The sequence below is a fragment of the Sphingobacterium sp. UBA7855 genome, assembly GCA_002500745.1.
Classification (GTDB): Bacteria; Bacteroidota; Bacteroidia; order Sphingobacteriales; family Sphingobacteriaceae; genus Sphingobacterium.
Genome location: DLST01000002.1, coordinates 1 through 26,011, shown reverse-complemented (window position 1 = coordinate 26,011; position 26,011 = coordinate 1). Strand labels below are relative to the sequence as shown.

26 protein-coding genes are annotated in these 26,011 nt (G+C 38.2%); 10 read left to right on the top strand and 16 right to left on the bottom strand.

The window, feature by feature from the left end; translation table 11 throughout:
• Nucleotides 1-144: 144 nt before the first annotated feature.
• Both B2107_RS01145 and B2107_RS01140 read right to left on the bottom strand, forming a co-directional pair.
• Complete coding sequence (locus tag B2107_RS01145; protein ID WP_293952369.1) at nucleotides 145-585, bottom strand: hypothetical protein; 441 nt, start codon at nucleotides 583-585, stop codon at nucleotides 145-147.
• Nucleotides 586-642: 57 nt separating this feature from the next.
• Nucleotides 643-1,614 (bottom strand): PD-(D/E)XK nuclease family protein, encoded by a 972-nt coding sequence (locus tag B2107_RS01140; RefSeq protein WP_293952367.1) that lies wholly within the window; start codon nucleotides 1,612-1,614, stop codon nucleotides 643-645.
• 282 nt (nucleotides 1,615-1,896) lie between these two features.
• On the opposite strand from B2107_RS01140, the gene B2107_RS01135 reads away from it, so the two are divergent.
• The gene (locus tag B2107_RS01135; RefSeq protein WP_293952365.1) at nucleotides 1,897-2,262 is read left to right on the top strand and encodes a (deoxy)nucleoside triphosphate pyrophosphohydrolase; all 366 of its coding nucleotides are present in this window, start codon (nucleotides 1,897-1,899) and stop codon (nucleotides 2,260-2,262) included.
• Between the two features lie 3 nt (nucleotides 2,263-2,265).
• On the opposite strand, the gene B2107_RS01130 is transcribed toward B2107_RS01135, so the two are convergent.
• Together B2107_RS01130 and B2107_RS01125 are read right to left on the bottom strand one after the other, a co-directional pair.
• A complete protein-coding gene (locus B2107_RS01130) occupies nucleotides 2,266-2,460 on the bottom strand; it encodes a hypothetical protein (protein ID WP_293952363.1) in 195 nt (64 codons plus the stop codon).
• A gap of 171 nt (nucleotides 2,461-2,631) precedes the next feature.
• A complete protein-coding gene (locus B2107_RS01125; protein WP_293952362.1) occupies nucleotides 2,632-2,937 on the bottom strand; it encodes a hypothetical protein in 306 nt (101 codons plus the stop codon).
• Between the two features lie 332 nt (nucleotides 2,938-3,269).
• On the opposite strand from B2107_RS01125, the gene B2107_RS01120 reads away from it, so the two are divergent.
• The 3 genes from B2107_RS01120 (at nucleotide 3,270) to B2107_RS01110 (ending at nucleotide 6,945) form a co-directional block, all read left to right on the top strand.
• Nucleotides 3,270-3,662, top strand: a complete 393-nt coding sequence (locus B2107_RS01120) for a hypothetical protein (RefSeq protein WP_293952360.1) — start codon at nucleotides 3,270-3,272, stop codon at nucleotides 3,660-3,662.
• Nucleotides 3,663-3,987: 325 nt separating this feature from the next.
• Nucleotides 3,988-5,718, top strand: a complete 1,731-nt coding sequence (locus B2107_RS01115; protein WP_293952358.1) for a hypothetical protein — start codon at nucleotides 3,988-3,990, stop codon at nucleotides 5,716-5,718.
• 423 nt (nucleotides 5,719-6,141) lie between these two features.
• Entirely contained in the window at nucleotides 6,142-6,945 is an 804-nt protein-coding gene (locus tag B2107_RS01110) for a LuxR C-terminal-related transcriptional regulator (protein WP_293952357.1), read from the top strand.
• A gap of 332 nt (nucleotides 6,946-7,277) precedes the next feature.
• Here the strand turns inward: B2107_RS01110 and B2107_RS01105 are convergent, their stop codons facing one another.
• Entirely contained in the window at nucleotides 7,278-7,859 is a 582-nt protein-coding gene (locus B2107_RS01105; RefSeq protein ID WP_293952355.1) for a hypothetical protein, read from the bottom strand.
• 84 nt (nucleotides 7,860-7,943) lie between these two features.
• Entirely contained in the window at nucleotides 7,944-8,930 is a 987-nt protein-coding gene (locus B2107_RS01100; RefSeq protein WP_293952353.1) for an Rpn family recombination-promoting nuclease/putative transposase, read from the bottom strand.
• 791 nt (nucleotides 8,931-9,721) lie between these two features.
• Here B2107_RS01100 and B2107_RS01095 point away from each other — a divergent pair.
• The 5 genes from B2107_RS01095 to B2107_RS01075 all read left to right on the top strand — a co-directional run bounded on the left by B2107_RS01095 (nucleotide 9,722) and on the right by B2107_RS01075 (nucleotide 12,537).
• Entirely contained in the window at nucleotides 9,722-10,447 is a 726-nt protein-coding gene (locus B2107_RS01095) for a hypothetical protein (protein WP_293952351.1), read from the top strand.
• 253 nt (nucleotides 10,448-10,700) lie between these two features.
• Nucleotides 10,701-11,186 (top strand): hypothetical protein, encoded by a 486-nt coding sequence (locus B2107_RS01090; RefSeq protein ID WP_293952349.1) that lies wholly within the window; start codon nucleotides 10,701-10,703, stop codon nucleotides 11,184-11,186.
• 122 nt (nucleotides 11,187-11,308) lie between these two features.
• Nucleotides 11,309-11,662: a hypothetical protein gene (locus tag B2107_RS01085; protein ID WP_293952347.1), complete on the top strand. Its 354-nt coding sequence runs from the start codon at nucleotides 11,309-11,311 to the stop codon at nucleotides 11,660-11,662.
• 4 nt (nucleotides 11,663-11,666) lie between these two features.
• Entirely contained in the window at nucleotides 11,667-12,020 is a 354-nt protein-coding gene (locus tag B2107_RS01080) for a hypothetical protein (RefSeq protein WP_293952345.1), read from the top strand.
• Nucleotides 12,021-12,066: 46 nt separating this feature from the next.
• Nucleotides 12,067-12,537: a hypothetical protein gene (locus tag B2107_RS01075; protein ID WP_293952343.1), complete on the top strand. Its 471-nt coding sequence runs from the start codon at nucleotides 12,067-12,069 to the stop codon at nucleotides 12,535-12,537.
• A gap of 364 nt (nucleotides 12,538-12,901) precedes the next feature.
• Here B2107_RS01075 and B2107_RS01070 read toward each other — a convergent pair whose 3' ends face one another.
• The 3 genes from B2107_RS01070 to B2107_RS01060 all read right to left on the bottom strand — a co-directional run bounded on the left by B2107_RS01070 (nucleotide 12,902) and on the right by B2107_RS01060 (nucleotide 15,576).
• Nucleotides 12,902-13,327, bottom strand: a complete 426-nt coding sequence (locus tag B2107_RS01070; RefSeq protein ID WP_293952341.1) for a hypothetical protein — start codon at nucleotides 13,325-13,327, stop codon at nucleotides 12,902-12,904.
• A gap of 123 nt (nucleotides 13,328-13,450) precedes the next feature.
• Nucleotides 13,451-14,191: an SDR family oxidoreductase gene (locus tag B2107_RS01065; protein ID WP_293952339.1), complete on the bottom strand. Its 741-nt coding sequence runs from the start codon at nucleotides 14,189-14,191 to the stop codon at nucleotides 13,451-13,453.
• Nucleotides 14,192-14,442: 251 nt separating this feature from the next.
• Entirely contained in the window at nucleotides 14,443-15,576 is a 1,134-nt protein-coding gene (locus B2107_RS01060) for a 2-isopropylmalate synthase (protein WP_293952337.1), read from the bottom strand.
• A gap of 81 nt (nucleotides 15,577-15,657) precedes the next feature.
• Between B2107_RS01060 and B2107_RS01055 the strand changes: the two genes are divergently transcribed.
• On the top strand, nucleotides 15,658-16,434 hold the full coding sequence (locus tag B2107_RS01055; protein WP_293952335.1) for a helix-turn-helix domain-containing protein: 777 nt from the start codon (nucleotides 15,658-15,660) through the stop codon (nucleotides 16,432-16,434).
• Between the two features lie 54 nt (nucleotides 16,435-16,488).
• On the opposite strand, the gene B2107_RS01050 is transcribed toward B2107_RS01055, so the two are convergent.
• From B2107_RS01050 to B2107_RS01020, 7 genes are all read right to left on the bottom strand, one after another.
• On the bottom strand, nucleotides 16,489-16,743 hold the full coding sequence (locus B2107_RS01050; protein WP_293952333.1) for a hypothetical protein: 255 nt from the start codon (nucleotides 16,741-16,743) through the stop codon (nucleotides 16,489-16,491).
• A 143-nt stretch (nucleotides 16,744-16,886) separates the two neighbouring features.
• The gene (locus B2107_RS01045; protein WP_293952331.1) at nucleotides 16,887-18,173 is read right to left on the bottom strand and encodes a type II toxin-antitoxin system HipA family toxin; all 1,287 of its coding nucleotides are present in this window, start codon (nucleotides 18,171-18,173) and stop codon (nucleotides 16,887-16,889) included.
• Nucleotides 18,167-18,514, bottom strand: coding sequence for a helix-turn-helix domain-containing protein (locus tag B2107_RS01040; RefSeq protein ID WP_293952329.1), 348 nt, complete (start codon nucleotides 18,512-18,514; stop codon nucleotides 18,167-18,169). The genes B2107_RS01045 and B2107_RS01040 overlap by 7 nt, the downstream gene beginning before the upstream one ends.
• Nucleotides 18,515-18,871: 357 nt before the next feature.
• Nucleotides 18,872-21,808, bottom strand: a complete 2,937-nt coding sequence (locus B2107_RS01035) for a DNA polymerase III subunit alpha (RefSeq protein WP_293952327.1) — start codon at nucleotides 21,806-21,808, stop codon at nucleotides 18,872-18,874.
• Nucleotides 21,789-22,970, bottom strand: coding sequence for a DNA polymerase IV (gene dinB, locus B2107_RS01030; RefSeq protein WP_293952325.1), 1,182 nt, complete (start codon nucleotides 22,968-22,970; stop codon nucleotides 21,789-21,791). The genes B2107_RS01035 and dinB overlap by 20 nt, the downstream gene beginning before the upstream one ends.
• A gap of 262 nt (nucleotides 22,971-23,232) precedes the next feature.
• Entirely contained in the window at nucleotides 23,233-24,447 is a 1,215-nt protein-coding gene (locus B2107_RS01025; RefSeq protein WP_293952323.1) for a TCR/Tet family MFS transporter, read from the bottom strand.
• A gap of 111 nt (nucleotides 24,448-24,558) precedes the next feature.
• Nucleotides 24,559-25,434: a helix-turn-helix domain-containing protein gene (locus tag B2107_RS01020; protein ID WP_293952321.1), complete on the bottom strand. Its 876-nt coding sequence runs from the start codon at nucleotides 25,432-25,434 to the stop codon at nucleotides 24,559-24,561.
• Nucleotides 25,435-26,011 lie beyond the last annotated feature (577 nt).

Below are 26,011 nucleotides of genomic sequence, written 5' to 3'. Positions count from 1 at the left end.
GTTTTTTCAACATTATAAACAAAAGATTTAAAAAAAAATTATAGATTGTTAATAAATCTCTTAAAACAGATCTAATTGAATATGGCTCTAAAAAACCGCTTTCCACCTTCAATAAAGTAATTTTCTCGGTGCCATTTTAAGTCTTCAATTTCTTTTATTCCATTTAGGCAATCGTGCGTACTCTAGTTTAAAGGCTTTTAACAGACTAATTTCAATATCTCTAGGAATGTCAAAAACTCCATTAGCATAAGTAACATACCATTGGATCCTCAACATTTGAATCCCATCTTCCTTCATTTTTAATGAAAGACTTCGCTTTCGCAGATCGCCGAATTGTTTACCTTTCATAAATCTTCCTAATAAACCATCCTTTCTATGATTAAATTCCCCTAAATTCCCAACCTTACCACTAATTCCAACATATAGTAATTCATTCGTAAGATCGTCGAAAAATAAGTAAACACCACTGATGTTATTATTCCTAGGAATATTGCAAACTTCTTTCAACACCGATTTTTGGTTAAAATAAAATTTACCTTTCATGCTATAAAAACCTAGTTGCTTGAGTGTTTCTACTACATTCATTTTAAAATCGTTTAGAAGATAAATTTATGCTGTTTATGTTCCACTACAAAGTTTGATCTATAATTTATTCTCATCAATAAAATCTTTTAGTTTATGAAAAGATTCTAAATACCATTCTTTAATGAACTTGGTGGGATCCTCATAAACGGTGAAGGCTGAAAGTGGAGCAAAAAGATGGATTGCAAGTCCCTCATTAGTATCATGAATGTCAAATCCATGAGCTTCCGCTTTTTTAAAAAGGGCTCTATTTAACCAATCTCTATGATAATATAAATGTACATTTAACAACTGTGTATCCATATCTATGCTATACATCACTTCCTTAAATCGCGGATTTGTTTCAAGCATAGTTCTTATGCGAAAACCGATTCTATTGCTCTGTAATGCAGTAAATGTCTGTTCGCTTGATTTAGAATTAAAAACGCCTTCAAAATCACCTTTACAAGCTTTTAAATAGTGCTGAAAAGTCTTTAGCGTATCTTGCATAAATTTAGCTGATTGAATTTTTTCTTCAGTTAGTTGATAATTGTTTGCCATACCATGATGAAATAAATAGTCGTAAAAGCTATTTAGGTAATAATTGTTTAAATATTTCTGTTTTATTAGCCGAGCAACATCGTGCCAAGTGAAATGTAAAAAATTGCCCCCCATATTAGGAACATCTTCTTGATATTTTGTGCAGTATCGTAAAAATTTACCACTATAAGAATTACAATCAAGCTCTTTAGAATATCTTTCTAATTGTTCAAAGCCAAGATCTGACTCCACCTTATTTTCAATAAAACATAGATTGGTTTTTCCTTTTAAAACTAAATCAATTATACACGACGGGGACTGACAACTTAGATCACTTGGAAACTGCGTTTCGACAACATAATCATCTTTAGGCAATTGAATTAAGTTATAAAAATCATCCGCAAATTGCGGCTCAGCTTTGAGCATAGCTGCAAGTATTTCTGTCGTAAAGTCTTCCTTAGCGCGGCTACCACTAAAATCTTTCGGTGATAGGTTATATAGTTTTAAAAACATATTATAATAATTTTATTGCCAAAAAAAGTATAATTAATTTAATTTCTCTAAAATATGAGCTATCTCTGATTAAAATTCGGTTTTATACTTTTCTATCAAGGTAGGCTAATACCTCTGGCTAATATACATCATTTATTTTGAATTAATAAATTTATAAAAATCTCTATTGTGATAATTTTAAAATGCCGAAGTTAGTTTATTGCAAACTATAAATTTTACGGGAACCCATACGTAGTAAATTTCAATTCGGCTATGCCTGTAAATGATTATCTTTAAATCACTATGATACAAGTAAGCTGTGCAATTATAGAACATGCCGATAAAATATTAATTTGTCAACGTTCCACTTCGATGAAATTACCTTTAAAATGGGAATTCCCCGGTGGAAAAATCGAACCAGGCGAATCAAAAGAGGACTGTCTTCGCAGAGAAATAAAAGAAGAAATCGATATTGATATAGAGATTAATAACACACTTTCAACTGTTGAATATCATTATTCTGATTTTTCTATACAACTGTCCCCCTTCGTATGCAGTTTGTTAAATGGTGAGGTCAAAGCATTGGAACATGCGCAAGCCATATGGGTAGATGCGAATCAATTAAGAGACTACGACTGGGCAGAGGCTGATTTACCTATTGTGGATTAATATTTAACACAACGGTATCTCAGGAAGTGAAATCACTTCAATGCGATTATTGATCACGATGCCCTTTTCAATAAGCTCAACCAAAGTCGAGAGCAAGATCGGCTTATGTGGTACCAATCCATATCTGGTACTCTTTCTTTTAACATGGCTAAAGGCTCCGAGATTCCCATTTTCAAAAAACTGGATATAGCTTTTCATTGGGATCAATCGGTACCCGCCAAGCTTCAAACCTGGTGCTTAGAGTTGCTTCTTTAAACGCATCCTCACCAATATTATCAATAACATAAAAATACTAAGGGTTGAGAAAGGAATAAATTCGTTTAACAGGCATGTTGGTAAAAGGAAGTTTAACGTAATATTTAAAAATAGCTAACCTATTCTGGAAATGAATACCAAAACGATCACCATATTGATAGCCTTGCTTCCTTGCGTAATGGTATATTTAATATTGATGTACGGCGGAATACGTGGACTAACACGTAAAAACATTGGATTGGAAAAATATTTGGAGAACCCTAGTATTGCGACTGTAAAAAATACAGTCCAAGACAAAGGCTTATTTTTGTGTTTGATTTTTGGTTCAATACTTTTTACAGTAACGGATATATTGGTATTGAATAATATTCGTTCACTACAAGATCGCCAACTGACAAAGGTTACGTTAGGGATTAGCATAATTCCGCAATCTATTTTTACCCTACCATTCGGTTTACACTAAAAAAATTACCTTACTCAAATTATTTTACTTTGAATTGATTTAAAGCCCTTTACGCCTTTAACGATAGTTGGAATTTGATGTCTCTATATAACGCTTGTTCATCTAGCTTTTTTTCTTAGCGCTACGAGGTTTCCTGATGGTCTAGGATATTAAGGGCTTTGCCTGTCATGAAATAAACAATACTGAATAACTTTGTCCATTTGTTTAAAAATGTTGTTCAAAAATTGACTTTGACGCTAATATAATCTCTCCGGTACAGCATTTGTTGCATTCGCACCAAATGACTGTCATGAAAAATTTAAATGAAAAGTTCACACACTTCAGGTATAAGGAACATCCTGGAGATTTATTCCGTGGTACAGTGGTTGTACCACTACCCGATCCTTATAAAGATCAGGAAAATTTTTGGATTTGGTTTCACCCTTGTTTTCAAACAAGTCAGGATGTAGCGGACTTAAATGATCTTTACAAGTATCTGGAGGATGAATGGTTTGATGACGATGTAATGGAAACTGACGACTATAAGTACTATAGTACAATGCCCAAAGATCAAATCCGAGATGAAATAAAATCTCTCGAACAGGTAATCTACCAAGATTGCTTCGAAAACTTTTATCACCTTATTTTGGAAGGGAAAATCGAATTGCTAACCAGCCGCCTCAAAAAGATTTATGTAGGATAGCTTATAATAAGATCGGACCGCCCATGGGTACTAAAAGTAAAAAGCACCTTAGGAAACTAAGGTGCTAGACCTAAAATCAGGTGGAATAAAAGCAATAGAACACACCAAGGTAATACGATTAGATGCTGATCCACTGTGGGAATGCAACTTTTTAGAAGCTGACTTGCCTATTGTGGATGAATATTTAATTTCTTTTGAATGATGAAAAAATACCCCATTTGGGGTATTTACCTAGATACTATAATTTCAGAACTTAGCATAGCCGGCCCCTTATGGAATTTTCCGGTTAAAGCTGAATATTATTATACCTAGCGTCGCAAAATTTATGAAAAGAAAATTAACCGTTCTAACTTTATTGTTGTGCACAGGATTTGCATATACACAAGAATTGCCCAAAGAAAAAAATACTGCCGGTTTCCCAAAAAAAGCGGAAGGAGATAAAAATAAATTTGTCAACCCCAGAACACAGTTTATAGTATATGATTTCAGTAAAGGAGATTACACAAAAGATTTGCTAAAAATCAAAGTACATACTCCAGTGGTATTTATTGTCGAAAATGTAAATCCATTTGCATACAACGTTCATATTACGCCTAAAGATTCTATAATGGCAAGTTCGTTCTACGATCTAGATTTTTTCAAAACCTTAAATAGCAAAGATATGCAGGCCGTCGAAGAAAAATTAGTGCAGGATCAAAACGATATAAATAAAAGTGCTACTGCTGCGGCCGAATTACCCCAAATAAATGAATATAAAGGCGAGGACTCACAAGCTAAAAAGGATAATAAAACATCAATAGATAATTCTTTAGAATTTATCAGCTTACAATCTAACATAGAAAATCTAAAAAGTGAGCTTGAGTTAAAAAATTTGGCCTTAGCTGAGGTCAAAAAAAAGGCCGAAACAGATACTATAAATTACGATAACGAAATTAACAACCTAAATACCGCCATCAAAGACCTAAAAAACACAATAGCTGAGCGCGAAAAATCGATAATCCAGTTAAATAATAAGATCACAAAAACACTAGCCTATAATGTCCTACTCGATGAATTTAGTGCTAAATATCAGCAATACATAAAAGACTGTAGAGACATATTTAAAATAATCAGAACGACCAAACAGATCGATATTATCACAGAAAATCCCAACCTCCAATATGAAGATGTAAAAAAATCAAATCTTTGGGCGTTATCGGATACCTTATACAATAATATCGAAAAATTAGATAATTATCACAAAAGCTATTCAGAACTCAGCAATGCATTTTATAAACTCAAATCATTTAACCAATTGGATGAGATCATGGAGCCAAGCGGTGTATCTAAAACATTAGCATATCCAATTTTCTTAAAAACAAAGGCAGACCAATTATCAACTCTTCTGTCAAAATTTAAGCTTGACGATCTTTCCAAACAGGCGCTCTGGGCAGCATCCATTTTAAAAAATGAGGAAAGTTTCCGAATCAAATCGTACCCCATCCAACCTGAAAATGACCTTGTCCAATTTATGATCGAAATCAAAAAGAGGAATAGTAAGGAATTGGACAAGTATTATAAACCAACAAAATTTACCTATCAGCAGCCTACATATGGAGGCACTAGAGTAGATCTCAGCCTAGGTCTGGCCGCAGCTTATTATCACAAAGTCGATACATACGAAATCAATAATGCTAACTACATCGATACGATTAAAAAAAATGTGATCTCACCATCCTTAATCGGCCTAATAACAATGAGTACGCGCAAAACGGGTTACATCACTTATGGAGGAAGTGCCGGCATGGGACTGGATGTGACATCTGGAAAAGTACAGATTTCGAACTTCTTTATTGGGCCAACGGCATTGCTCGGAAAAAGAGAAAGGATATTTTTAACCCTCGGAGCATCTTTAAAAAACGTACGTCAGCTTAAATCGACTTACAATGGCGTTCAAGTTACCAATGTAAATGACCTTACCTCCTATACAAAAGACTTTTATAAAATAGGATTTTTCGCCTCCATAACTTATAGCCTGACAAAGGATGCCAGAGCAATGATCAAAAGCTTAAGATAAATTATAATACGATTATAACTGAACAATCCTAAAAATCTTAAAGTAGACAAGGAAGAGATGATCGATATCACAACCACTTCTTCCTTGTTACCTCTGCCTATACCCACTTCGAACGAATGCACCAGCCAAAGGCTCTATATTAAAATTGTTATGAGAGGCCAATTCCTTCTGTTGACGGGTATCCTATTTTAACTATTTTAAAGCTTTGTCAACATCGAATACATATCCGATTACCATCTAAAATAGTACGATGTATCGTTAAAACGAAAAGTGACGTGTACATTAAAAATCAAAGACTAGATAGAATAAATATTTGTCAGCAATAAAAATTTCCCGTATATTAAAATGTTTTTAGCCGAAACACAGCCGTATTATTTGACCGAAAATCCAATTCTAGATTAATTTTTTTTTACATGGTAGTTTATGGAACGAAAAGAATATCGACATCTTCTTTCTGACCTTTGGGAAAGTTATCCTGATGCGTTATCAAAACTTCCTTTACCAAAGAAGTCTTATTCCATCGTCGAACATCTTACAGATATCCTTTCAGTAGGCCCATATTATTACTATGTAGTTAATATAGCAGATTATTCTTTGGATCAGGTATCAGATAATACAAAGCAGGTGCATGGTTTCCTTAGTCAGCCAAAGACATTAAAGACAATAATCGACCAAATACACCCCGATGACCTAGATTTTGTTTTACGGGCAGAAGAGGCATGTATAAACAAAATAGCAGAAATTGGCTTTCAGCATCAGCTGTATCTCAAAAGCTCCTATTGTTTTAGAATGCAGACTGCGAATGGATGTTATCACATGTTCCATCATCAGGCAATTCATCTTGAAAAGGATAACGATGGTCGCTTACAGACAGCACTCAATATACACACCGATATACATCATATCGCCCAAACAAATAATAAAATTGTTCTTGTTTCGGGTTTTGGACCACGGAGTGATTTTTATCAAATGGACTTGTCAATATCTTCATCCAAAAATTGTATTCCCAAGCTATCGAGACGTGAAATGGAAATACTACCTTTGATTGCGGGAGGAAATTCAAGTCCACAAATCGCTGAGCAACTTTTTATCTCGCCGGAAACGGTTCGAACACATCGTAAAAATCTTTTCAGGAAAACTAATACGAAGAATGTGGGCGAATTTATTCGTAAATGCATTGAATGGGGACTACTCCAGTTTTTATACTTTTATACCGTGGAATTTTGAGTTTTACACTAATACAATCCAGTCCAAAATAATAGCTCACATCCTCATCGTTTATAAAATAGGACATGTTACAGCTTTTTTCCGCTTATAAATGCAATAACAATAGCGATCCTGAACTTGTGTCGATAAATCAATGGTATAATACGAAATCTGGTGTCTATGCTTGCACGTCTAACTTGAGTGGAAATTTCGGTCCATATTTCGTTAAACTACCCATTGGACATTGATTTAAAACAACGAAGTGTGCACTGTATCACTCCCCAATGGCGGCAATCCTTCCCAATCAAAAGCTTCGTAAAGGTGCTTTCGATCCGGGCGGTTTGGATATCCTCTCAGGTATACACTGGATAATGCCTCAACTTTTCATTGGGCATTTCAAACAGGAAAATGGGTGGCATATCTTCTTCGTTTATATTGCGCCGGCGATCGGCCTGCAGCTTCGGACCGTCAATATAGGTAGGCAATACCCCCCACTCCATCTCGGTCAATGCCAGCTGGCTGGAATCCTTGTCCTTATACAGGGTCGGATACTTGGGAAAGGTAATGGCCTGGACGTTTTCCAGATAGTCATAATTGTAATCCAATTGACGACGCTCATCCCGCAACTGCGGAAAAGTCTTTTTGATAATTTCAATATCGGTATGGAGAAAAATCCGATAGCCTGATCCTGTCGTTAACAAACTTTCGATTTTATCGGCATCTTGCGGCAGCTGCAAGGCCCTTCCCTCCTTTGCTCCCAATTGATGGGCATGCTGATCGGCGGCTTCCTTATCATCATAGGGTCTTAGTAGAAAGCCTGTCTTTTCCTTGACATCGGGCCACTCCAAGCGCTGCAGCACAAAGTCGACATAGCCGGATTCAACAAGCTCGCGAAAGGAATTTTTGGTGACCTGTTCAAAGGGATTGTACAGCATAGGACTAATATAGGATTTATAATCACAAAAAAGGCCGCCTGGAAAATATCCAGGCGGCCGTTAAATCTTATATTGTAATCTGTTTTATTTTCCTTTAGGCTTCTCTGCCTTGATCTGCTTTACAAACTCTACAGTAACGTCCGCTAATTCGGCAATTTCCGATATCGAAAACTTATTCGAAGACAAAAGATTTTTTATTACTTCCGCTTTTCCCATAACTTCTCCCTCTGCTTTTCCTTTAGCCTCTCCTTCGGCTATTCCTTCAGCTCTTCCTTCTGATATTCCTTCAGCTCTTCCTTCAGCCATTGCTTTTTCGCGCGCTCGTTTCAATAGCTCCTCCTGACTACTTCGGATACTCTCGGCATCCCATTTATTCCTTAAACTTACGTTGTACATCTCTCGTTCCTCCGGTTTTAGTTTGCTATACTCTGCTAACTGAAATAACTTCTCAAAAATAGGCTTACGCAAATAAGTGGAAAGTCCATTTAGCGAAGACATATTTTTGAGTACGTAAAGCCAACGATCTAAATCATTAACTAACTCTGCCTCAGCTTTAACAAAGTTAACCAATTCTATATATATAAAGCCTAAATCGTCATAAAATATTTTACCATGATCTCGATAACATAAACAAATATCGTGCAAAAAATACTTCTCCTCCCCCGCATCAGGCATTGCAAATCCATCCATCAATACAATGATATAGACTTCGCTAATTGCATAATTCCAAGCCCTTCGGTTGCCTTTAGGTGCCTGATCCGAAATTAATTTACTACTGTAGTAGAGCATGCGCTTTTTCAAATTAACCTGCGACGTGCGCTGCACTTCAATAATAAACCGTTCCCCATTGTCTGCCGTACAGGTCAGATCAAAAATAACGGTACCGATATCCGCTGTATCACCGACATGTTCATTTTTGTTATAATACAGGTCAGCAATAACCTTCCGACCTCTAAAGAGCTCGTTTAAGAAAGCAATGAGAAGATCCTTATTAGTATCTGATCCGAAAACTTTTTTAAAGCCATAATCTGTCGTGATATCGATATATTTCGACTGTTTTAATTCACTCATAATACAATGTTTTTAAATTGGTTACCAATGCAAATATAAGTAAATAAATACATTATTACTAATATTTTTAGCGCAAAATATTATTCAATTTTAAGATTATAAAAGAACAGTTAGCTAATCAGAAATCAGATCTTATCTATTAATCCGACGGGAATTTGCCCGACTACTTTTCGTTCCGGTATGTGGGAAGTTTAAAGCTAAACCTGTCAATCAAAGATTCCACGAATAGATTCCACAGATCATGATTTAATTGAATGGGTAAAATTCAGTGGTCTACAAAACTGGAAGCTGGCTCCCGCAGACATTCCAATTGCGAACGAGTTGATTGAAAAAGCTTACAGGGAGCATGCTGCACCTATTGTCTCTGAATATATTGAGGCTTGGTACAACCGAAAAAGGCAACATGCTGCCTTAGAATACTTACCTCCAGAGGAGTTTGCTAGAAAAATAAATAAAATATTGCAGCTTAACTAGGTATCCATTTTATTGTTGCAATTCCACAGTGATCCTTATTGAACTTCGATATTTCCTTCAGAAAAATTGGTATATTTTGAGATACAATAGTCCATAATGAATTATCAATCTTAAATCTGGAGAAAGCAAATGAAAATTTCGTTGGATTTAAACCGTAAACAACTATTTACTGCGAAAATCAGTAATCTTTCGAAGAATTTAAAAAGGTTAAAAATACAAAATGTTAAGATCAAGTCTACAACGGATAATTTCCTACCACAGCTACAGTTAATTAAACTTATATTCGAGTAATAATTAGTTTAACCTCCTTTAAGTTTATGAATTTACTAAAAATAGGAATATCAAATTTCTTCATAATTAGGACAATCTCAACTATCTTCCTTTTTGCAACTATAAAATTGGAAGCAGTGTCTCAAAGTCAATTTAAGGATCAGGGAAAAGGCAAAGTTATACTTAAATGGTATTTAACGCCACTCGACAACCCTCAGGTTAACGAATTATATTTGCAATATGTATATTATATAAAGAGTAACTTAGTATTGCAGAAAGACACAATATATAACGAAAATATCATTAAAGACAATTTAATCAATCAAGGGGAATTAACAGTCAACATTACTAATCCAGATTATATTATAAATCTAACTAAAAAACTTGTAAGAAGTGATTTAAAAGAAGCCCCCAATAAGATGAAAGACGTCTCTCTCTTAAATTTCGGCCCTGAATTGTTTTATAAAGCGTTGATATCTCCTCCTGTTGTAACTCAGATTGATACAACATCTCATGTTACAACATTTACTATCGCCGGTTTAGAATGCTTTAAAGGAAGTGCAAATTTAATGAACTCAAATTTCGAGTTTTTCTATACAAAATCAAGAACGAACGTATTATCTCCCCTAAACAGTTTCATTCCCAATTTCCCATTCCAAATTCTTAGGATTAAGATTCCGCTCGACAATAATCCGAATGCTATATCAGACTTTATTGTTGAAAGCATTTGCGAGGAAATTACTAAAGATATTGAAGATTTAATTAAATGGTAAATGATCATTATTTACTTACCTAAATTAAAATGAGAATAAAAATATATTACTGACAGCAATTTCGCTTTCCCTATTAATGGCGTGTAAAAGAACGAAAAATTAGATTCTGAACTCGATTATGTTACCTAACGTTAGCCAATAACATTAGCATGGCCTAAACAACTTCAACAAACCACGAAATAGTTGGGCTATTTATAAAAAAAAGGATTAAATTGGCCTTTAACTTATACCATTGAAACTTATCATTAAATTTATGAAATGTATTTTTTTAATCATCTTCTGTTTTATCTCATTTATAGGATATTCTCAGAAGAATTCTCTAGCTATAGGTGCAAATAGTGACTTATTACTCGAATCGCCTGCCTATGATTTGTATTATGGTTTTCAAGCTAAATATGGTCTTAAGAACAGAAATTATATTTTAGGGAATGTTGGATACAGTACGGCAAACATTACATTTATTGGTGCTGATTATAGTTACGATCTGATCAATTTTAGCAATATCTTCAAAGCTTACACAAATGCAGGGGTTGGGGCAGAATTTTACAGCGAGAAATGGAAACAGTCTGGAACGAGGGTTAAGGAAACTTACATACCATTAAATGTTCAAATTGGTATGGAACTCGCTATTGCAAAAAAACTGCAGATTTATGCTGGCTATAAAGCGAAATACTATATTGATGAAGACGTGTTTGATCCCAATTATTTGAATTTTGGCGTACGATATAAATTAAGGTAGAAGTCAGTGATCTACTAAACTGGAAGCTTGCTCCTGCAGATATTCCAATTGCCAAGGTGTTGATTAAAAAAGTGAAGGACTGGAAATAGTAAAGAATTTTAGGGCTAACCGCAGAAAAGATTATGGATAAGAAACTAGGTCTTAAAATAAAAGTCAATGGCAATCTAGTCACAAAGGCCGGATTGGACACAGATGACTATGTATTAATTGGCAACGTAACCCTTACGGAGCGACATAACGGAAGTAAGGACTTTACACTTAATGTAAGTGGAATGGATGGTGAGCAGAACGACGATCTCTATTGGTACGGAACCGAACTTAAAGCGGGTGATGCAATTACTTTTGAGGTGATTGAAGCTCCTTTTGACGAACCCAAAATGAGAACCAAAAGTGCTATAGACAAGGAAGCCACAATAAAAGGCAAACTGGAAAAATACTATCATCTGAAAGAAAGACTAAAAGACCACATCACATAAGCTTATGGAAAATTTAGGTATCAATATTAAAATAAACGGCGAACAGATTACAAAAGCAGGATTTAACAAAGCTCACTACGTATTGCATGCGATGGCTGCTCTTGCACGTAGAAGAGGCAGCAATGACGCATTTGGGTTCCGTGTGGGCGGCCTAGATTCGGATGCAGAAAGTCATGTTGATTGGCTAAAAACCACACTTCATCTGGGAGACATAGTCACTTTGGAAATTGTAAAGGGCCCATTTGACCCTTCGGAGCCTCACCAACCTCCAGTTATTTCGGAAGAGGACCAGCTAAAGCATGAGTTAGCGTTATTCTATCGTTTGGAAGAAGAATTGAAAGATCATATTAAAGAATAGAACCCTAGATCAAACTGCAGTGAGACATTTAGAATAACAAAGCACAATGAAACCCTTTTTATTAATAGTAATTGCCATTATCTTCAATTTTACAGCTAGTTACGCTCAGAAAGATCCTGAGCTTAGAGCTGCATTGTCTAAAATAAGCGCAACCTCGACTCTTAACAACACACTTGCCACTTTAAACTTAACCTCGCCAAGGCTGATTAAAGCAATGGGCGGAAAAGAAAATGCCTTAAAGCTTTTTAAGAAAAGTATCGCAGCAATACATAAAGATAACGTTAAAATAGATTCGGTAATCAACTATACCGATAGGGAAATTACCAAAGTAAAAAATATGGAGTACTGCTTCTTTCCACAATTGATTATATTCGGAATACCAGACAGTACAAAAAAAATGATTAGTTACTCGACTTTGATGGCAATCAAAGAACCAGCTGTCAAAGGTTGGACTTTTTTGGATTACAGTGGGCTGAATGACGAAAAGCTAAACTTTGGAAGGGGAGTTATTAGATGAACTGGTCGTATGTTTTTAAGCATTGGGGAACTACAATATTAATGACACCAATCATCCTTTCAACTTATATGGGGTTTGAGAACCAAGAAGTATTCAATGATATGTGGCTTTTCCCTTGGATTTTGATAGGCGGAATCGTATTATCTATCCCTACATTAATAGTATATATATTACTATTCTATCTATTGAATCGCTACGAGATTAGTGTCAAAAGGGTAAAGGCGATTTTAATTTCACTTACCATTATGGGTATTTTTACCACCTGCTATATTTTATCAAAAACGTGGAGCTTAGGAATTGTATTATCCTACGGCGTTATCGCTGTAGTTTCCGGAATGTTATTTAGGCTTAAAAAAAAAATAATTTAGATATTCCCCTCAGCTTTATCAGACTGCAGATGATTTCGCCACAGATCATACTTATAAATATAATCTGATTCGATTTCCGTGAACATTTTGTTGTAGGGTATCATTATTTGTTCCACGTCCTCATCGGTAAGATCGATAATGGAAGTTCCACCCGGCTGATAAAGCGGATAATTTTTGATGTTGCCATATCCCTTCATAAAGTCTTCCATAAACACGCAGAAAGCGCCCGCGGGCTGTATGTTTTTAGACCTCCAGTTGTACGGAGTCTGCGGATTGGCGAACATCAACATGTTCTGCCTTACGTAGTAGTTGTGATCGGCATATTCAACGATATGAGGCCTTCGGATCAAGGCGACTATATAATAATCTTTGAGGCTGTAGGGCATAGGAAATGCAGGTGCAGGACCGGTATAGTCCTGCATCGTAAACACATGGAAGTGCCCTGTTTTCTTAAAAGTTTCACTGGGTAGTATGCCTAACTCTTCTCTATAAAAAGTTTACAGCGATTCATTTTCGTTCTTCATTGTAAAATTAAAATCTCAGCATTATGCCATCGCACCATTCGCGCCTATGATTTGCCCGGAAACCCATTTGGAATCCTCGCTCACCATATTGACGATGAAGTTAGCGATATCTTCAGGCTGTCCCAATCTTCCAAAAGCACTGCTGGCTGCTAATCTTGCCACTCCCTCTTCGGATTTTCCATCCAGAAAAAGTTCCGTCTCGGTAGGTCCCGGTGCGACCGCATTCACATTAATACCACGGCTGCCCATTTCTTTCGCAAAGATTCTGGTAAACTGTTCCACAGCCCCTTTTGTTGCACAATAAGTGCCGTAACCAGGGAAAAGTGTACGGGTAACTGTAGAAGTTAGGTTGACAATGCTTCCGCCATCGTGCAATTTCGTAGCCGCCTGACGCAGGGTGTTAAAAACGCCTTTCACATTAATGTTAAACATCTGATCAAAATCTTCGGTCGACGTTTGTGCGATAGGTTTGGTCATCATAATGCCAGCATTATTGATGAGTATGTCTAATTTACCGAAAGCTGCAATGGCTTCATTAAAAAGATTTTCCACTTCGGCTTCTTTGCTCACATCTGCTTTTAAAGCGATCGCTTCGGCACCGCGGGCTTTAATTTTCTCAACAATTTCGTCTGCAGCATTTTTGCTTCCATTATAATTCACAATCACTTTTGCTCCGTTTTCTGCCAAGGCTATTGCGGTAACTGCTCCGATTCCTCTGGATGATCCTGTTACTAAGGCGACTTTTCCATTTAGTCTTTTCATAATATTTCTCTTAATATCCATGCAAAGTTAGTTTTAATTAAATTTAGAAAATAGGCGAATTCAAACAGTAGTGGGTAAGAATCATGCACCTCTCAAGTTTAGCATACTTTTAAGTTCAGCAAGTTTTGCTCTTTCCTCAGCCCTTTGTTTTGTCGCCATATTCTTTTCGACATGTAATAAAAGGAATGATATCCTTGTCAGTTTCTGTGAGCAAATATTCTACCATGATTTGCCATCAGGTTGTTGTACACCTAAACCAAACGTCGGAGGTCGCTATCTTCAATAAAACGTTTCTGATCTGCCAAAACAAGAAATCTGCTATAGATACTTTCAAAATGTTCAGCCGGGAAATCTATTTTCATATTTTTTAACCGATCTTTCAATGCGGCACGTCCACTCCTGGCAGATAAAAACAATTCAGGCAACTTTCCTCCTATGATTAGGGGATCAATAATTTCATAGTTTCTACGGTCTTTCAATACGCCATCCTGATGGATGCCGGAAGAATGCGCGAAAGCATTTTTGCCAACAATGGCCTTATTGGCCTGTACAGGATTTGACATTGCCCGTTCTACCATACTACTTAATTCTACAATATATTTTGGATCAACTCCGGTCGCAATACCTAGATTTTCCTTTACAATGAGTGTCAAAATAATTTCTTCCAAGGCAGCATTTCCCGCACGTTCTCCCACACCATTAATCGTTCCTTCCACCTGAAGCGCGCCTGCCATTAACCCAGCTATACTATTCGCTGTAGCCATACCTAAATCATTATGACAGTGGACAGAAAGAATTGCGTTCTCTTTTTCCCTTCTATTCTGGTTTACATAGGCTATCTTTTCAAAGTACTCAAAGGGTGTACAAAAACCATTGGTATCAGGAAGATTCACCACTTTTGCGCCCGCTTCAACCACCGTATTGGTCATTTGAACCAAAAAATCATTGTCAGCGCGGCCAGCATCTTCAGCAAAAAATTGTACTTCATCACATTTATCAGAAGCATAAGCCACCATTTCATACGCTTTTGCCAAGATTACCTCACGAGTGGTATTAAACTTATGTTTGATATGAATGTCGGATGTTCCAATTCCGAGCTGAATCCTTGCTACCTTGGCGCTACTCAAGGCCAAAGAGGCCTCTTCAATATCTTTCCTATTGGCCCTAGCTAATGCACAGACGCTTGCCTTTTTCACCAGTTTACAAACCGCTGTGACTGCCTTAAAATCTCCAGGTGAACTTATTGGAAATCCTGCTTCTATCACATCTACCCCCATTGCATCGAGTTTTTCAGCAATTTCTAATTTATCATTCAGTGTCAATTGGCAGCCCGGCCCCTGTTCTCCATCACGTAAAGTAGTATCAAAAATCTTAACTTGTTTCATATTCAACTTATTTCTATAGCTCAAAAGTACCAGAACTATAAAATTTAATATATTTGAAAATAAAACAATTGTTATTCAATAATGCCAAAATCCACCATCCCGTTCGTTCAATGTGCCAAGAACTTCTGCGATGGCACAATTGAATTACGCACCTATGGACAATTCAATACAGAAATGCATGCTCATGAACAAGTACAGGTACTTAGCCCAACAAATGGTACCCTCTTTATCTATACAGAAAAAGCCAGCTTCTGTGTACCGAGTACTTTCTTTGTATATATTCCAGCACATGTCCCGCACAAACTCATTTCCCGCTCCCAGCAACTGTCACTAAAAACCATTTTTGTCGATATGAACAATATGCACGACGACGTTAAGGTGTATCCATCAAATGAATTGTTGAATCATTTTTTGCTTTTTGGCCAACAACATTGGAAGCTGAAAGACCATGACACGTTGACCGCATCCACCTTAGAGGCCTTTAAGTCTATGCTCCCCATACTATTGGCAAAACCGATCCTTTTGCAAATTACGCCTGCAAAAAGTGAATTGATGATACAGGTATGCACGTATATCCTCCAACATCTCGACAATAAATTGTCAATCGCTGAAATCAGCGCTAATTTTTTTCTTTCAGAGCGGACACTTTTTAGACAGTTTAAGGAAGAAATGCAGATCACCATATTCCAGTTCATAAAACAGCATCGCCTTCTAAAGGCGCTTCAATTATTGGAAAATAAGGATATGCATATCGCTGAGATTGTTTATCAAATTGGGTATGAAAGTGTACCGAACTTTTCCAATCTATTCAAAGAATATTTTGGACTATCCCCACAGCAGTATCGCGCGAGACTATAACATAATCTTATAGAATATATCTTATAACTGCTTCCAATTCGTTTTGTGAAAACGTCACATCTTTTGCGCCAAAGGCCCATCTTGAGTGACCAGACTTGACCAACCCGGGCTGGATCCATCGGTAATCGTAGCCACTACCCGGCCATATGCTAAGGATAGAATGTAGATGGGATTTTTGCGTTGAAACTTGGTTTTGGTACGTAGGTAATGGACAATATTTTTTTCGTAGAGTTTGAGCATACGCTTATCCCAGTTCTCTTCCTTGATAGGGTTGTGGAAGATGCGATAGCCTGATGCTGTTGTTAACAAGCTTTCGATCTTATCGGCTAGATCGTCATAAACAGATATTCTAAGATATTGATATTGGACTATGGTAACATCATTTCCTTCGTCAAAATGTATTCTTCAGATTGAGTAATTTCTTTAAACTTATTACGCATTTTTCTCTATTATCATTTCAGTTCCTTGATTAAATCCCCTTCTATTTGCTTTGCCAAAAATCGATCAACTTGATACATCGCTGCGTATTTACTCCAATCTTTCACCAATTCAAGTGCTTGGTCTATGATTTTTTCTGGATTGCGAATAGAGTTTTGTTCGCCAACTGCTACCAAATCTTTACGTTCAAAATCTCTGCGTTTACCGTTGATACTCAAATTATGCTGACTCACCCATACACTATCTGGACGATATGCGAAACAAATATCATATGCTGGCGCTAACTTCCATTTACCTCGAGCATCCATCAAAAAAGCAAAGTTTTTAGTGTGGTCATCACAATTACGTGCTACCACATTAAATACCATGCGTTTAAACATTTGCTCAGCCTCAGCATAATTCAAGCGTAATAAACGCATTGTTTGAAATATTTGTTCATAGCTATAGGATGTGATATTTGCAAAATCGTAATGTTGTAGCGCGCATAAAGTTTGGGTATGTACTTTTTGATTTCCTCCAACACGATCAAAACGCTTAGTCATAAAATGCACACGATTATTTTCTTCTATTAATCGTGATTCCATCATTTCTATTCCAAAGCTCGTTGCCATTTTATAATAGGCCATCTCTACACGACCGTATCCTTTTAACACCCCAAATTGTACATCGCTAATCTCATCAAATTTGATTAACCAATGTTCAAATCCTTCTTCGGCTAAAGTTTGTCCAGATTTTATTTTTCCTGTTGTTTCATCATACGCAATAATGGCTTTGGGGCGAGCGCCTCCAGCAGAAGTTCCCATTTTTAACACATCTAACATCACATCTTCCATGCTGTGTTGACTATTAATATGAAACTCTTCTTTTTTCTCCAATAATGCTTTTGTTGTTTCTATCAAATCGGTTAATTCTAAATCGTAAGAAGTAGATTCTTTACCTATTACCGGCTCGAATTCCAAGGCACCCATTCCTCTTTTACCTATGAAACACAATAATTCTACCGGATTTAAACTGTCATCAGGACGTCCCTGACGCGCCAACCAAGCATTGATTAATTCTTTACCATATCTATCGGGTAGCGCGTCCGCTAATAATCCAGGCATACCTTTAAACGTTTCGTTTTCTCTAAATTCAGGAAAACTATAAATCCTATTTTTAGTAGGCATTTTAATGGGAGCTATTGGCAATTGCTTGATATCAAATTTGGGATCATACTCAAAACTAGCTAAACCTCTATTCGAATCCCAAGCTACGACACCCACACGTTTACCATATATATTAATAAATGCTGTTTTTACCATCCTAAATCTGAATTATCTTGCTCTTGCGTATTTGCTTTAGATGCTCTTTGTCGTTTCTGCCTTTCACCTTTGGCTAACTCTATCGGGCTGGGCTCTTCTTGTACATCAAAACTATTTAAAACATATAGTACGTCTAAAATACGTAAGATCTTTACCAAATTGACCAAAGTTATATTTTCACCCCGCTCAAGTAAACTTAACGTTGTACGACTTATAGCAGCTTTTTGCGCTAATTCAATCTGTGTTATATTTTCTTTAATACGTATTTGTTGAATAAAGAATCCTATTTTCTGTAAAATAGCTTTATCCGATAAATTAGCAATGTCTATTATATTGTTCATAAAGCACAAGTAAACTCATTAATGTTCAATATTCTGCACAATAATAAATTGTTATAATATTATAAAACTAATGTACAAAATAAAACGCATAAACCTAATAAATTGCAAATTGTGCATTAAATAATGGTCAATACTTTCCGGCACGAAGTTAAAATCCCGATTTCTAGAAATTGGATGTTGACTAACTTTTGGATCGTATATGGTTGTAAAAGTCCACTGACTATTTGAAAAATCTGATACAATTAACTCCAAGCGCTGCAGCACAAAGTCGACATAGCCGGACTCGACAAACTCGCGAAACGAACTTTGGGTGACCTGTTCAAAGGGATGTACATCATAGGACTAAGATAGGATTAATTATTCACTCCGCGGATCGGGCTTTAGCGGCATCTTGGCACAGCGTATCACCTCGATAGATGGACAGCCATATTCGACAACAACTTTACCTTCGATCAAATAGATTCCTGCACCACGGAGCGGATATTTCATTAGTGTTTGTGGAAAGTGTACCGTATCAAAAAAGCGTCCCTCGGCATCGAGGAAAGTGCCGAATTTCATTAGGTCGCCGCGCTTGGTCTTGACAAATTTTTCACAGACAAAGTCCCCCACTATCCGAATTATTTTACCTTCATGCAGACGGAGTTCCCGGGCCGGCATATCGCCACGGTAATCGCTTTTGGCAAGATCAAAAAGGGTTCCTGTGACGCAAAAGCCGATCAGCTCCATCTCGTCGTAATAATCCTCCAGGATATCTTCTTCCAAAGGTGGCAGTATAGGCTTGCGACTCTCGGTCTCAAACAGTGCTATACCCGCTGCCACAGGCTTATGCTTGCTCATCATCAGATGTGCCGCCCACAGCAGTTGCTTTTTGCCCGTCCCCGTAAAGCGCAAGGCTCCAACGCGGATCAGGATAACGACCTGCTCAATACCGGTCTGCGTCCGTTTAACAAAGTTCTCCAGACTCGTATACGTGCCATTGGCTTCGCGCTCCTCAATAATGCGATGGGCCAGTTTACCTTCCAAATTGAGCAGGCAGTCAAAACCAAGGTAAATATCTTTACCCCGAATGGAGGTATTAAATACCGACTGATTGACACAGGGCAGGCAGATATTGCCACCTGAAATTCGGGCCTCATTGACATAGACCTTACGGTTGTAAAAGCCACCATAATTGTTGAGAACCGCAACCATAAACTCCAAAGGATAGTAGGTCTTGAGGAAAAGACTCTGATAACTCTCTACTGCAAAGGATGCTGAATGCGCCTTGTTGAAGGAATAGCCCGCAAAACTTTCCATCTGCCGCCAGATCTCGCGGGTAGTTTTTTCGGGGTACCCCTTGGCCTTACAGTTGGAAAAGAATTTATCCTCAATTTCGATTAGGTGATCTTTGCTCCGGTATTTGCCCGACATCATACGCCGCAGCACATCGGCATCGGCCATATCAAGTCCACCATAGGCATTGGCAATTTTCATTACATCTTCCTGATAGACCATTACGCCAAAGGTCTCTTCGAGCTGCTCTTTAAACACGGGGTGTGGATAGACGACCGTCGTGGGGTCGTGATGCCGACGGATGTACTCGCTCATCATGCCCGAACTGGCCACACCTGGCCGAATAATGGATGAGGCAGCCACCAAAGTCAGGTAATCATCGCAACGCAGCTTGGTGAGCAGCTGCCGCATGGCCGGACTCTCGATATAGAAACAGCCGATGGTATTGGCCGATTTTAATTGCGCTGCAATATGGGCATCCTGAAAGAAACGCTTGGGATTGTCGGTATCGATGACGCCCCCCAAGTTTTCCCGCACAATGGTACGGCAATCTTTGATATGGCCGATGCCGCGCTGCGAAAGGATATCAAACTTCTCGAAGCCGATATCTTCGGCCACATACATATCAAATTGCACGGTCGGCAACCCTTTTGGCGGATTGTCCATCGCCGAATAACAGGTCAATGGTTCCTCGGAGATGAGCACGCCGCTGGCATGGATGGTGCGCTGGTTGGGAAAGTCGGCCATGCGGTTGTAAACGCTCAGAATGGTATTGGTCACCTCATTCTTGTTGAGCATATGCTCGGGCTCATGCACCAAGCGGTCGATCTCGGCCTTGGGTAGTCCATACACTTTACCCAGCTCGCGCAAGATACTCCGCGAACGAAACGTACTCATAGCGCCCATAAGTGCGGTATGACCTGTCTGATAACGATTAAAAATAAAGTCATAAATCTCATCACGTTCGTTCCAGCTGAAATCGATATCAAAGTCTGGCGGACTCTTGCGCTTGGGGTTAAGAAAACGCTCAAAAGGTAGGTTGAGCGCAATGGGATCAACATCGGTGATCCCCAGGCAATAAGCCACTGCAGAATTGGCTCCCGATCCACGGCCTACATAGTGAAAATTGCGCCCTCGTGCATAGCGGCAGATCTCGTCGGTGATGAGGAAATAACTGGAGAAACGCAAGTTTTCGATAATCTCAAGCTCGCGCTGAATGCGTTCGGTGGCCACCCGGTCCTGACGACCATAGCGCCTGGAGAAGCCATCTATGCAGTACTTGTGCAGGAGTTGCTTATCGTTGTAGCGATTGCCCGTAAAGGTTGCTTTATTCTTGACGCTGGTAAAATCAAAACTGAAAGAACACTGGCCCAGTATGCGGTTTGTATTGGCGAGCAGCTGCGGTAGATCCGAAAATAACCGCATCAGCTTAACCCGGGGGATAAATACCTCGTCCTCGGCTGCAGTCTGATCCGGGCTCAGTTGCGAAATCAGCAGGTTGTTGTCAATGGCCCTTAATTGCCGATGTAAGGTATAGTCGGCCTTACGAAAACTCACTGGTGCCAGGATAACACAGCGGTCAAGCACCTTTCGGTCCATCAACTGGACACGTGTACGCTCAATGGGTCTGATGCCGATGTATTCGTAGTCCTTTAGCGGAAAAGCATTGAGTTTGCTAAGGGGATAGATGACAAAGACCTGTTCGAATTCGGGTGCACGCTCGGGTGCAGCACGGTTTTCCATATTAAGCTTGGTCCGATAGTCATTGATCTCCCGAAATCCCTGTTCGTTCTTGGCGATGGCGACGAAACAAAATTGATCGTCGTGGCGAAACTCCATGCCGGCGAGCAGGTTCAATCCTGCGGCCCGCCCCAGCTTAATAAAGTCAAGCGAACCGGAACTGTTATTGATATCGGTAAGTACGGCGGTATCATAACCGCCAGCAAGCATGCCCGAGATAAGATCCTGCGGGCTGAGCGTGCCAAAGCGCAGGCTATAGTAACTATGTAGATTTAAGAGCATGATCCCCTCCTTTCTCCGGCAGCGGCGCACAGATGGCCTTCATCAGAAATTCGGCGCCATAGCGTTTTCGGATCTTGTCCATGGCCTGCATCAGATTGACCTCCTCGGCGCTATCGTCGAAGAGGTCGGTCTGATAGGATCCGTAAATTAAACCCGAGAACTTAATCCCGATAAGGCGTATCAGCATCCTGCGGCTATACAGTTTCTTGAAGAGTGAAAGCACCACATCGGTAAGCTTTCGATCCGAATTGGTATAACCGATCTGCAACTGCTGCGTATGGGTATCAAAATTGCTATAACGGATCTTGAGGGTGACACAGCTAGTCAGCTTTTGCTCTTTGCGCAGATCAAAGGCCAGTGTATCGACCATACCGATCAGGGTGCGGCGGAGTACATCCATATCGATGGTATCCTGCAAAAAGGTGTTTTCTTTGGACATGGACTTTTGCTCCCGAAAAGGCAACACGAGTGAATCATCGAGCCCGTTGGCTTTGCGCCAGATATTGATTCCATTCTCACCAAGCACTTTCTGCATGGTGAACACCTCCATCTGCTGCAGGGTGCCGATCTTCGAAATTCCCATATTCCGGAGCAGCGTAAAGGACTTCTCGCCTACCATTGGGATTTTGCGGATGGATAGCGGTGCGAGGAAGCCTTTTTCGGTACCATTCTGCACCTGCTTTTCGCCGCAGGGTTTGGCTGTACCGGTGGCAATCTTGGCGACGGTCTTATTCACAGAAAGACCAAAGCTAATGGGTAGCCCAGTCTCTCGGATAATGCGCTGGCGGAGCTCCTGTGTCCATTTCCAACAGCCAAAAAAGCGGTCCATACCGGAGACATCAAGGTAGTGTTCGTCTATACTGGCTTTTTCGACAATGGGCGTGTCTTCTTCGATGATCTGCGTGACGATACTGGAATAGTGACTATAGCGGTCGTGATCGCCCCGTACGACTACTGCGTCTGGACACATGCGCAGGGCCAGCCGCATGGGCATAGCCGAATGTACGCCAAACTTACGGGCTTCATAGGAACAAGAGGCTACTACCCCGCGGTCGCTGTTTCCTCCTATGAGCACGGGTACGCCGATGAGCTTGCTGTTCTCCAAGCGCTCGACAGATACAAAAAATGTATCAAGATCACAATGTATTATACTCCTTTCCATGTTTTTCAATTGTACCAAAAGCACTGCATTGTGCCTTTTGATTTTTGGCAGTTGACGCATTCAAAAATACTAATATTATTAGCAAACAACCAAGAAGGCACAATGGTTTAATTTTTATCACATTCATTGTCAGCATAATATTTTATATTACGATGTCAGCTTAAACAAGGTGGTGGCTTTTCTGTTTATCACAAAACAGAACCTATGAACGAAAATAGACTCAGCTATTTGAAGGGTGAGGCATTTAATCGTTAGCTTCTTTTTAACGTTTTTGTCGAAAAGCAAAATATATGATAATTGCACTAATAAACATTAAAATGGATGCTAGAAAAAACGGAGCTCCTGAAAATTGAAATGGTGCTTTATCGTGAGTGAAATAATAAAATAAGTTTGTCATAATTGGAGGACCCAAAATAGCCGTAACACTCACTAAACTTGATAATGCCCCCTGCAGTTCACCTTGTTCATTTGCAGGAACATTTTTACTGATTATTGATTGAAGTGCCGGTCCGCAGATTCCACCTAAGGAATAAGGAACGAGAAAAACAAACATCATCCACCCTTGATTAGTAAATGCAAAAAGCATTAAACCTAATGCATAAAATAGCAACCCAAAATATACACTTTTATGTTCCCCTAATTTTGGCGTTGTCCACCTCATTAGAATGCCTTGTACTAAGCCAAGCAACAAGCCAAGCAAACCAAGCGATAGACCTACAGTTCTTTCCGTCCAATTAAATTTATACATAGTAAAAAAATGCCAATTGCTTTGTATAGCGTGGAGGGCAACATAGACCAACATTAAAGCGATTATGAGATTTGATATTTTTGACTGTTTTCTCAAAAAATTAACTGTTCCAATAGGGTTTGCACGTTTCCAGCTAAATGACCGACGTTTGTCTTTTTCTAAACTTTCTGGTAGTATAAGCAGGCCGTAAAGAAAATTGACCATGCATAATATAGCAGCGAAATAAAAGGGAACTCTTGCGCCATAATGGCCAAGCAAACCTCCTATTACAGGACCTATAATAAACCCCAATCCAAAAGCTGCGCCGATTAAACCGAAATTTTTAGCTCTATCTTCATCGGTCGATATGTCAGCTATATATGCACTAGCTGTTGAAATACTAGCCCCAGTAAGACCGGCAATGATTCTTCCAAAAAACAACCACCCAATAGAAGGCGCTAGTGCTAAGAGTACATAATCAATAGCAAATCCGAAAAGAGAAATTAAAATAATTGGGCGTCTCCCATACTTATCACTAAGATTACCCACTATAGGTGCAAATACAAATTGCGTAATGGCATAAGCAAAGCCAAGCCAACCTCCATATTTCGCAGCTTCACTAAGGTCATTATTGATAAGTTCTCCAATGAGTTTAGGAACCACGGGAAGTATAATGCCCCACCCTGTAATATCAATCAACAACGTTACAAATATAAATCCAATAGCTGCTTTTTTACCTGTTTTTTTCATCCTGTAAAATTAAACAGCGATAAATAGCAGGTATTGACAATTTAATGGTGTTTACGTACAATCTGAAAGCTAATCATATGCTGTTGATAGTTCAGATAAAGAGAACATAAATTATGATTCGTTTCTATAGGTTTTTGGCGACATGCCCACTATTCTTTTAAAGTATCGGCAAAAGACACTCGTTTCTTCGAAATGAAGCTCGCTGCTAATTTCTTTAATTGATAAATTAGAAGTTTTCAGTAGGGTTTTAGCATGTAGAATGGTGATATGATCAATCCACTGTAATACAGATTTTCCAGTTCTCTGTTTGAGGAAGGTGGAAAGATATTGAGGTGTTAAATGTAGCTTTTTAGCATAAAACGCCACGCTTCTTTGTTGATTGGCATGCTTTGAAATGAGTAGATAAAAATCGTCTATAATCTCATGTGTGCGGTTTTTCACCAAGCTTTTGTTACTCGGTAAAGAAGAATATACTTCAGAAATCATACTTATGAGAACCATAACAAGATGTCGAAGCATTACCGCTTTATTATGGCTCGTTTTTTTATTGTAGAAGTTCTGTATAAGCGTCAGTAGTTCATTTTGCAACTTAATTTCTTCGGGTTGAAGTCTGATAACGGGCTGCCATCTCATTTGGTTATTCATTACAAACTCACGTAAAATTGGAAATGCTGTAATAAAATCTAATGAAAGACCAATGGTTACAATTTGGGCATCGTCACTCAGTGATTTTGTATCCATCATCAATTGCGGCTGTAAAACAGCAATATCACCTGCGCGCATTTCATATTCTAAAAAATGAATCTGTGCTTTCATGGATCCTTGTATCAGAAATCCTAACAATAAACCATCAAATAGACGGCTATTATTTGTATATTCCTTTTTAGGATCATTTTGCTGATTGAGAATAACTATTCCTTCCGTCTTTTTTGAAGAATCAAGATTGTACAATTTATAGACATTATCCAAAGTTATCAATAGAGCCATTTACAAATATCTAAAAATTGAAATCATATATTAAATTAATAAGGTACTAAATCATCAACATGAGGTAGTTCATCTCATTATCAATAATTTAAACATAGAACACTTCCTATATCAGTAAGAAAAAAGTTTAAAAAAACTGGAGCATTTAGAAGTAGAGCATTTGGACTAATTTATAAAGCTACTTTAATAATCGTAGCTATTTTTAGGGGAGATTACAATTTCATCTTCGCTACTGGACAATTTATCGCTGTTTATATCATTTCGGAAAAACAATCGTAAATTAAATAAAATAATGGCATTGAGCTATATCGTATGATGACTAACTTTTCCAATCATAATCCACCTGATTTTGTACAATTCGTAAACGTTCACTTCAATGTGAATAATGAAGCATTGCTTGAATTTAAATCAAAAATCACCTCAAAATCCTTTAAAAAAGGAGACATAATTGTCAAAAAGGGAAGAATTTGTGATAAAATATTCTTTTTAGAATATGGTCTTGTAAAGACGTTGTTTACTTCAGATAGCCGGGAGTATATCATGCGTTTTTTCTCGGTGGAGTTGCTAACTTAGTCGG

What these genes read in the sequence shown, in the direction of transcription:
- B2107_RS01145 (WP_293952369.1), bottom strand. Translation starts at nt 585, where the DNA reads ATGAATGTAGTAGAAACACTCAAGCAACTAGGTTTTTATAGCATGAAA.
- B2107_RS01140 (WP_293952367.1), bottom strand. Translation starts at nt 1,614, where the DNA reads ATGTTTTTAAAACTATATAACCTATCACCGAAAGATTTTAGTGGTAGC.
- B2107_RS01135 (WP_293952365.1), top strand. Translation starts at nt 1,897, where the DNA reads ATGATACAAGTAAGCTGTGCAATTATAGAACATGCCGATAAAATATTA.
- B2107_RS01130 (WP_293952363.1), bottom strand. Translation starts at nt 2,460, where the DNA reads ATGAAAAGCTATATCCAGTTTTTTGAAAATGGGAATCTCGGAGCCTTT.
- B2107_RS01125 (WP_293952362.1), bottom strand. Translation starts at nt 2,937, where the DNA reads ATGCTAATCCCTAACGTAACCTTTGTCAGTTGGCGATCTTGTAGTGAA.
- B2107_RS01120 (WP_293952360.1), top strand. Translation starts at nt 3,270, where the DNA reads ATGAAAAATTTAAATGAAAAGTTCACACACTTCAGGTATAAGGAACAT.
- B2107_RS01115 (WP_293952358.1), top strand. Translation starts at nt 3,988, where the DNA reads ATGAAAAGAAAATTAACCGTTCTAACTTTATTGTTGTGCACAGGATTT.
- B2107_RS01110 (WP_293952357.1), top strand. Translation starts at nt 6,142, where the DNA reads ATGGAACGAAAAGAATATCGACATCTTCTTTCTGACCTTTGGGAAAGT.
- B2107_RS01105 (WP_293952355.1), bottom strand. Translation starts at nt 7,859, where the DNA reads ATGCTGTACAATCCCTTTGAACAGGTCACCAAAAATTCCTTTCGCGAG.
- B2107_RS01100 (WP_293952353.1), bottom strand. Translation starts at nt 8,930, where the DNA reads ATGAGTGAATTAAAACAGTCGAAATATATCGATATCACGACAGATTAT.
- B2107_RS01095 (WP_293952351.1), top strand. Translation starts at nt 9,722, where the DNA reads ATGAATTTACTAAAAATAGGAATATCAAATTTCTTCATAATTAGGACA.
- B2107_RS01090 (WP_293952349.1), top strand. Translation starts at nt 10,701, where the DNA reads ATGAAATGTATTTTTTTAATCATCTTCTGTTTTATCTCATTTATAGGA.
- B2107_RS01085 (WP_293952347.1), top strand. Translation starts at nt 11,309, where the DNA reads ATGGATAAGAAACTAGGTCTTAAAATAAAAGTCAATGGCAATCTAGTC.
- B2107_RS01080 (WP_293952345.1), top strand. Translation starts at nt 11,667, where the DNA reads ATGGAAAATTTAGGTATCAATATTAAAATAAACGGCGAACAGATTACA.
- B2107_RS01075 (WP_293952343.1), top strand. Translation starts at nt 12,067, where the DNA reads ATGAAACCCTTTTTATTAATAGTAATTGCCATTATCTTCAATTTTACA.
- B2107_RS01070 (WP_293952341.1), bottom strand. Translation starts at nt 13,327, where the DNA reads ATGCAGGACTATACCGGTCCTGCACCTGCATTTCCTATGCCCTACAGC.
- B2107_RS01065 (WP_293952339.1), bottom strand. Translation starts at nt 14,191, where the DNA reads ATGAAAAGACTAAATGGAAAAGTCGCCTTAGTAACAGGATCATCCAGA.
- B2107_RS01060 (WP_293952337.1), bottom strand. Translation starts at nt 15,576, where the DNA reads ATGAAACAAGTTAAGATTTTTGATACTACTTTACGTGATGGAGAACAG.
- B2107_RS01055 (WP_293952335.1), top strand. Translation starts at nt 15,658, where the DNA reads ATGCCAAAATCCACCATCCCGTTCGTTCAATGTGCCAAGAACTTCTGC.
- B2107_RS01045 (WP_293952331.1), bottom strand. Translation starts at nt 18,173, where the DNA reads ATGGTAAAAACAGCATTTATTAATATATATGGTAAACGTGTGGGTGTC.
- B2107_RS01040 (WP_293952329.1), bottom strand. Translation starts at nt 18,514, where the DNA reads ATGAACAATATAATAGACATTGCTAATTTATCGGATAAAGCTATTTTA.
- B2107_RS01035 (WP_293952327.1), bottom strand. Translation starts at nt 21,808, where the DNA reads ATGCTCTTAAATCTACATAGTTACTATAGCCTGCGCTTTGGCACGCTC.
- dinB (WP_293952325.1), bottom strand. Translation starts at nt 22,970, where the DNA reads ATGGAAAGGAGTATAATACATTGTGATCTTGATACATTTTTTGTATCT.
- B2107_RS01025 (WP_293952323.1), bottom strand. Translation starts at nt 24,447, where the DNA reads ATGAAAAAAACAGGTAAAAAAGCAGCTATTGGATTTATATTTGTAACG.
- B2107_RS01020 (WP_293952321.1), bottom strand. Translation starts at nt 25,434, where the DNA reads ATGGCTCTATTGATAACTTTGGATAATGTCTATAAATTGTACAATCTT.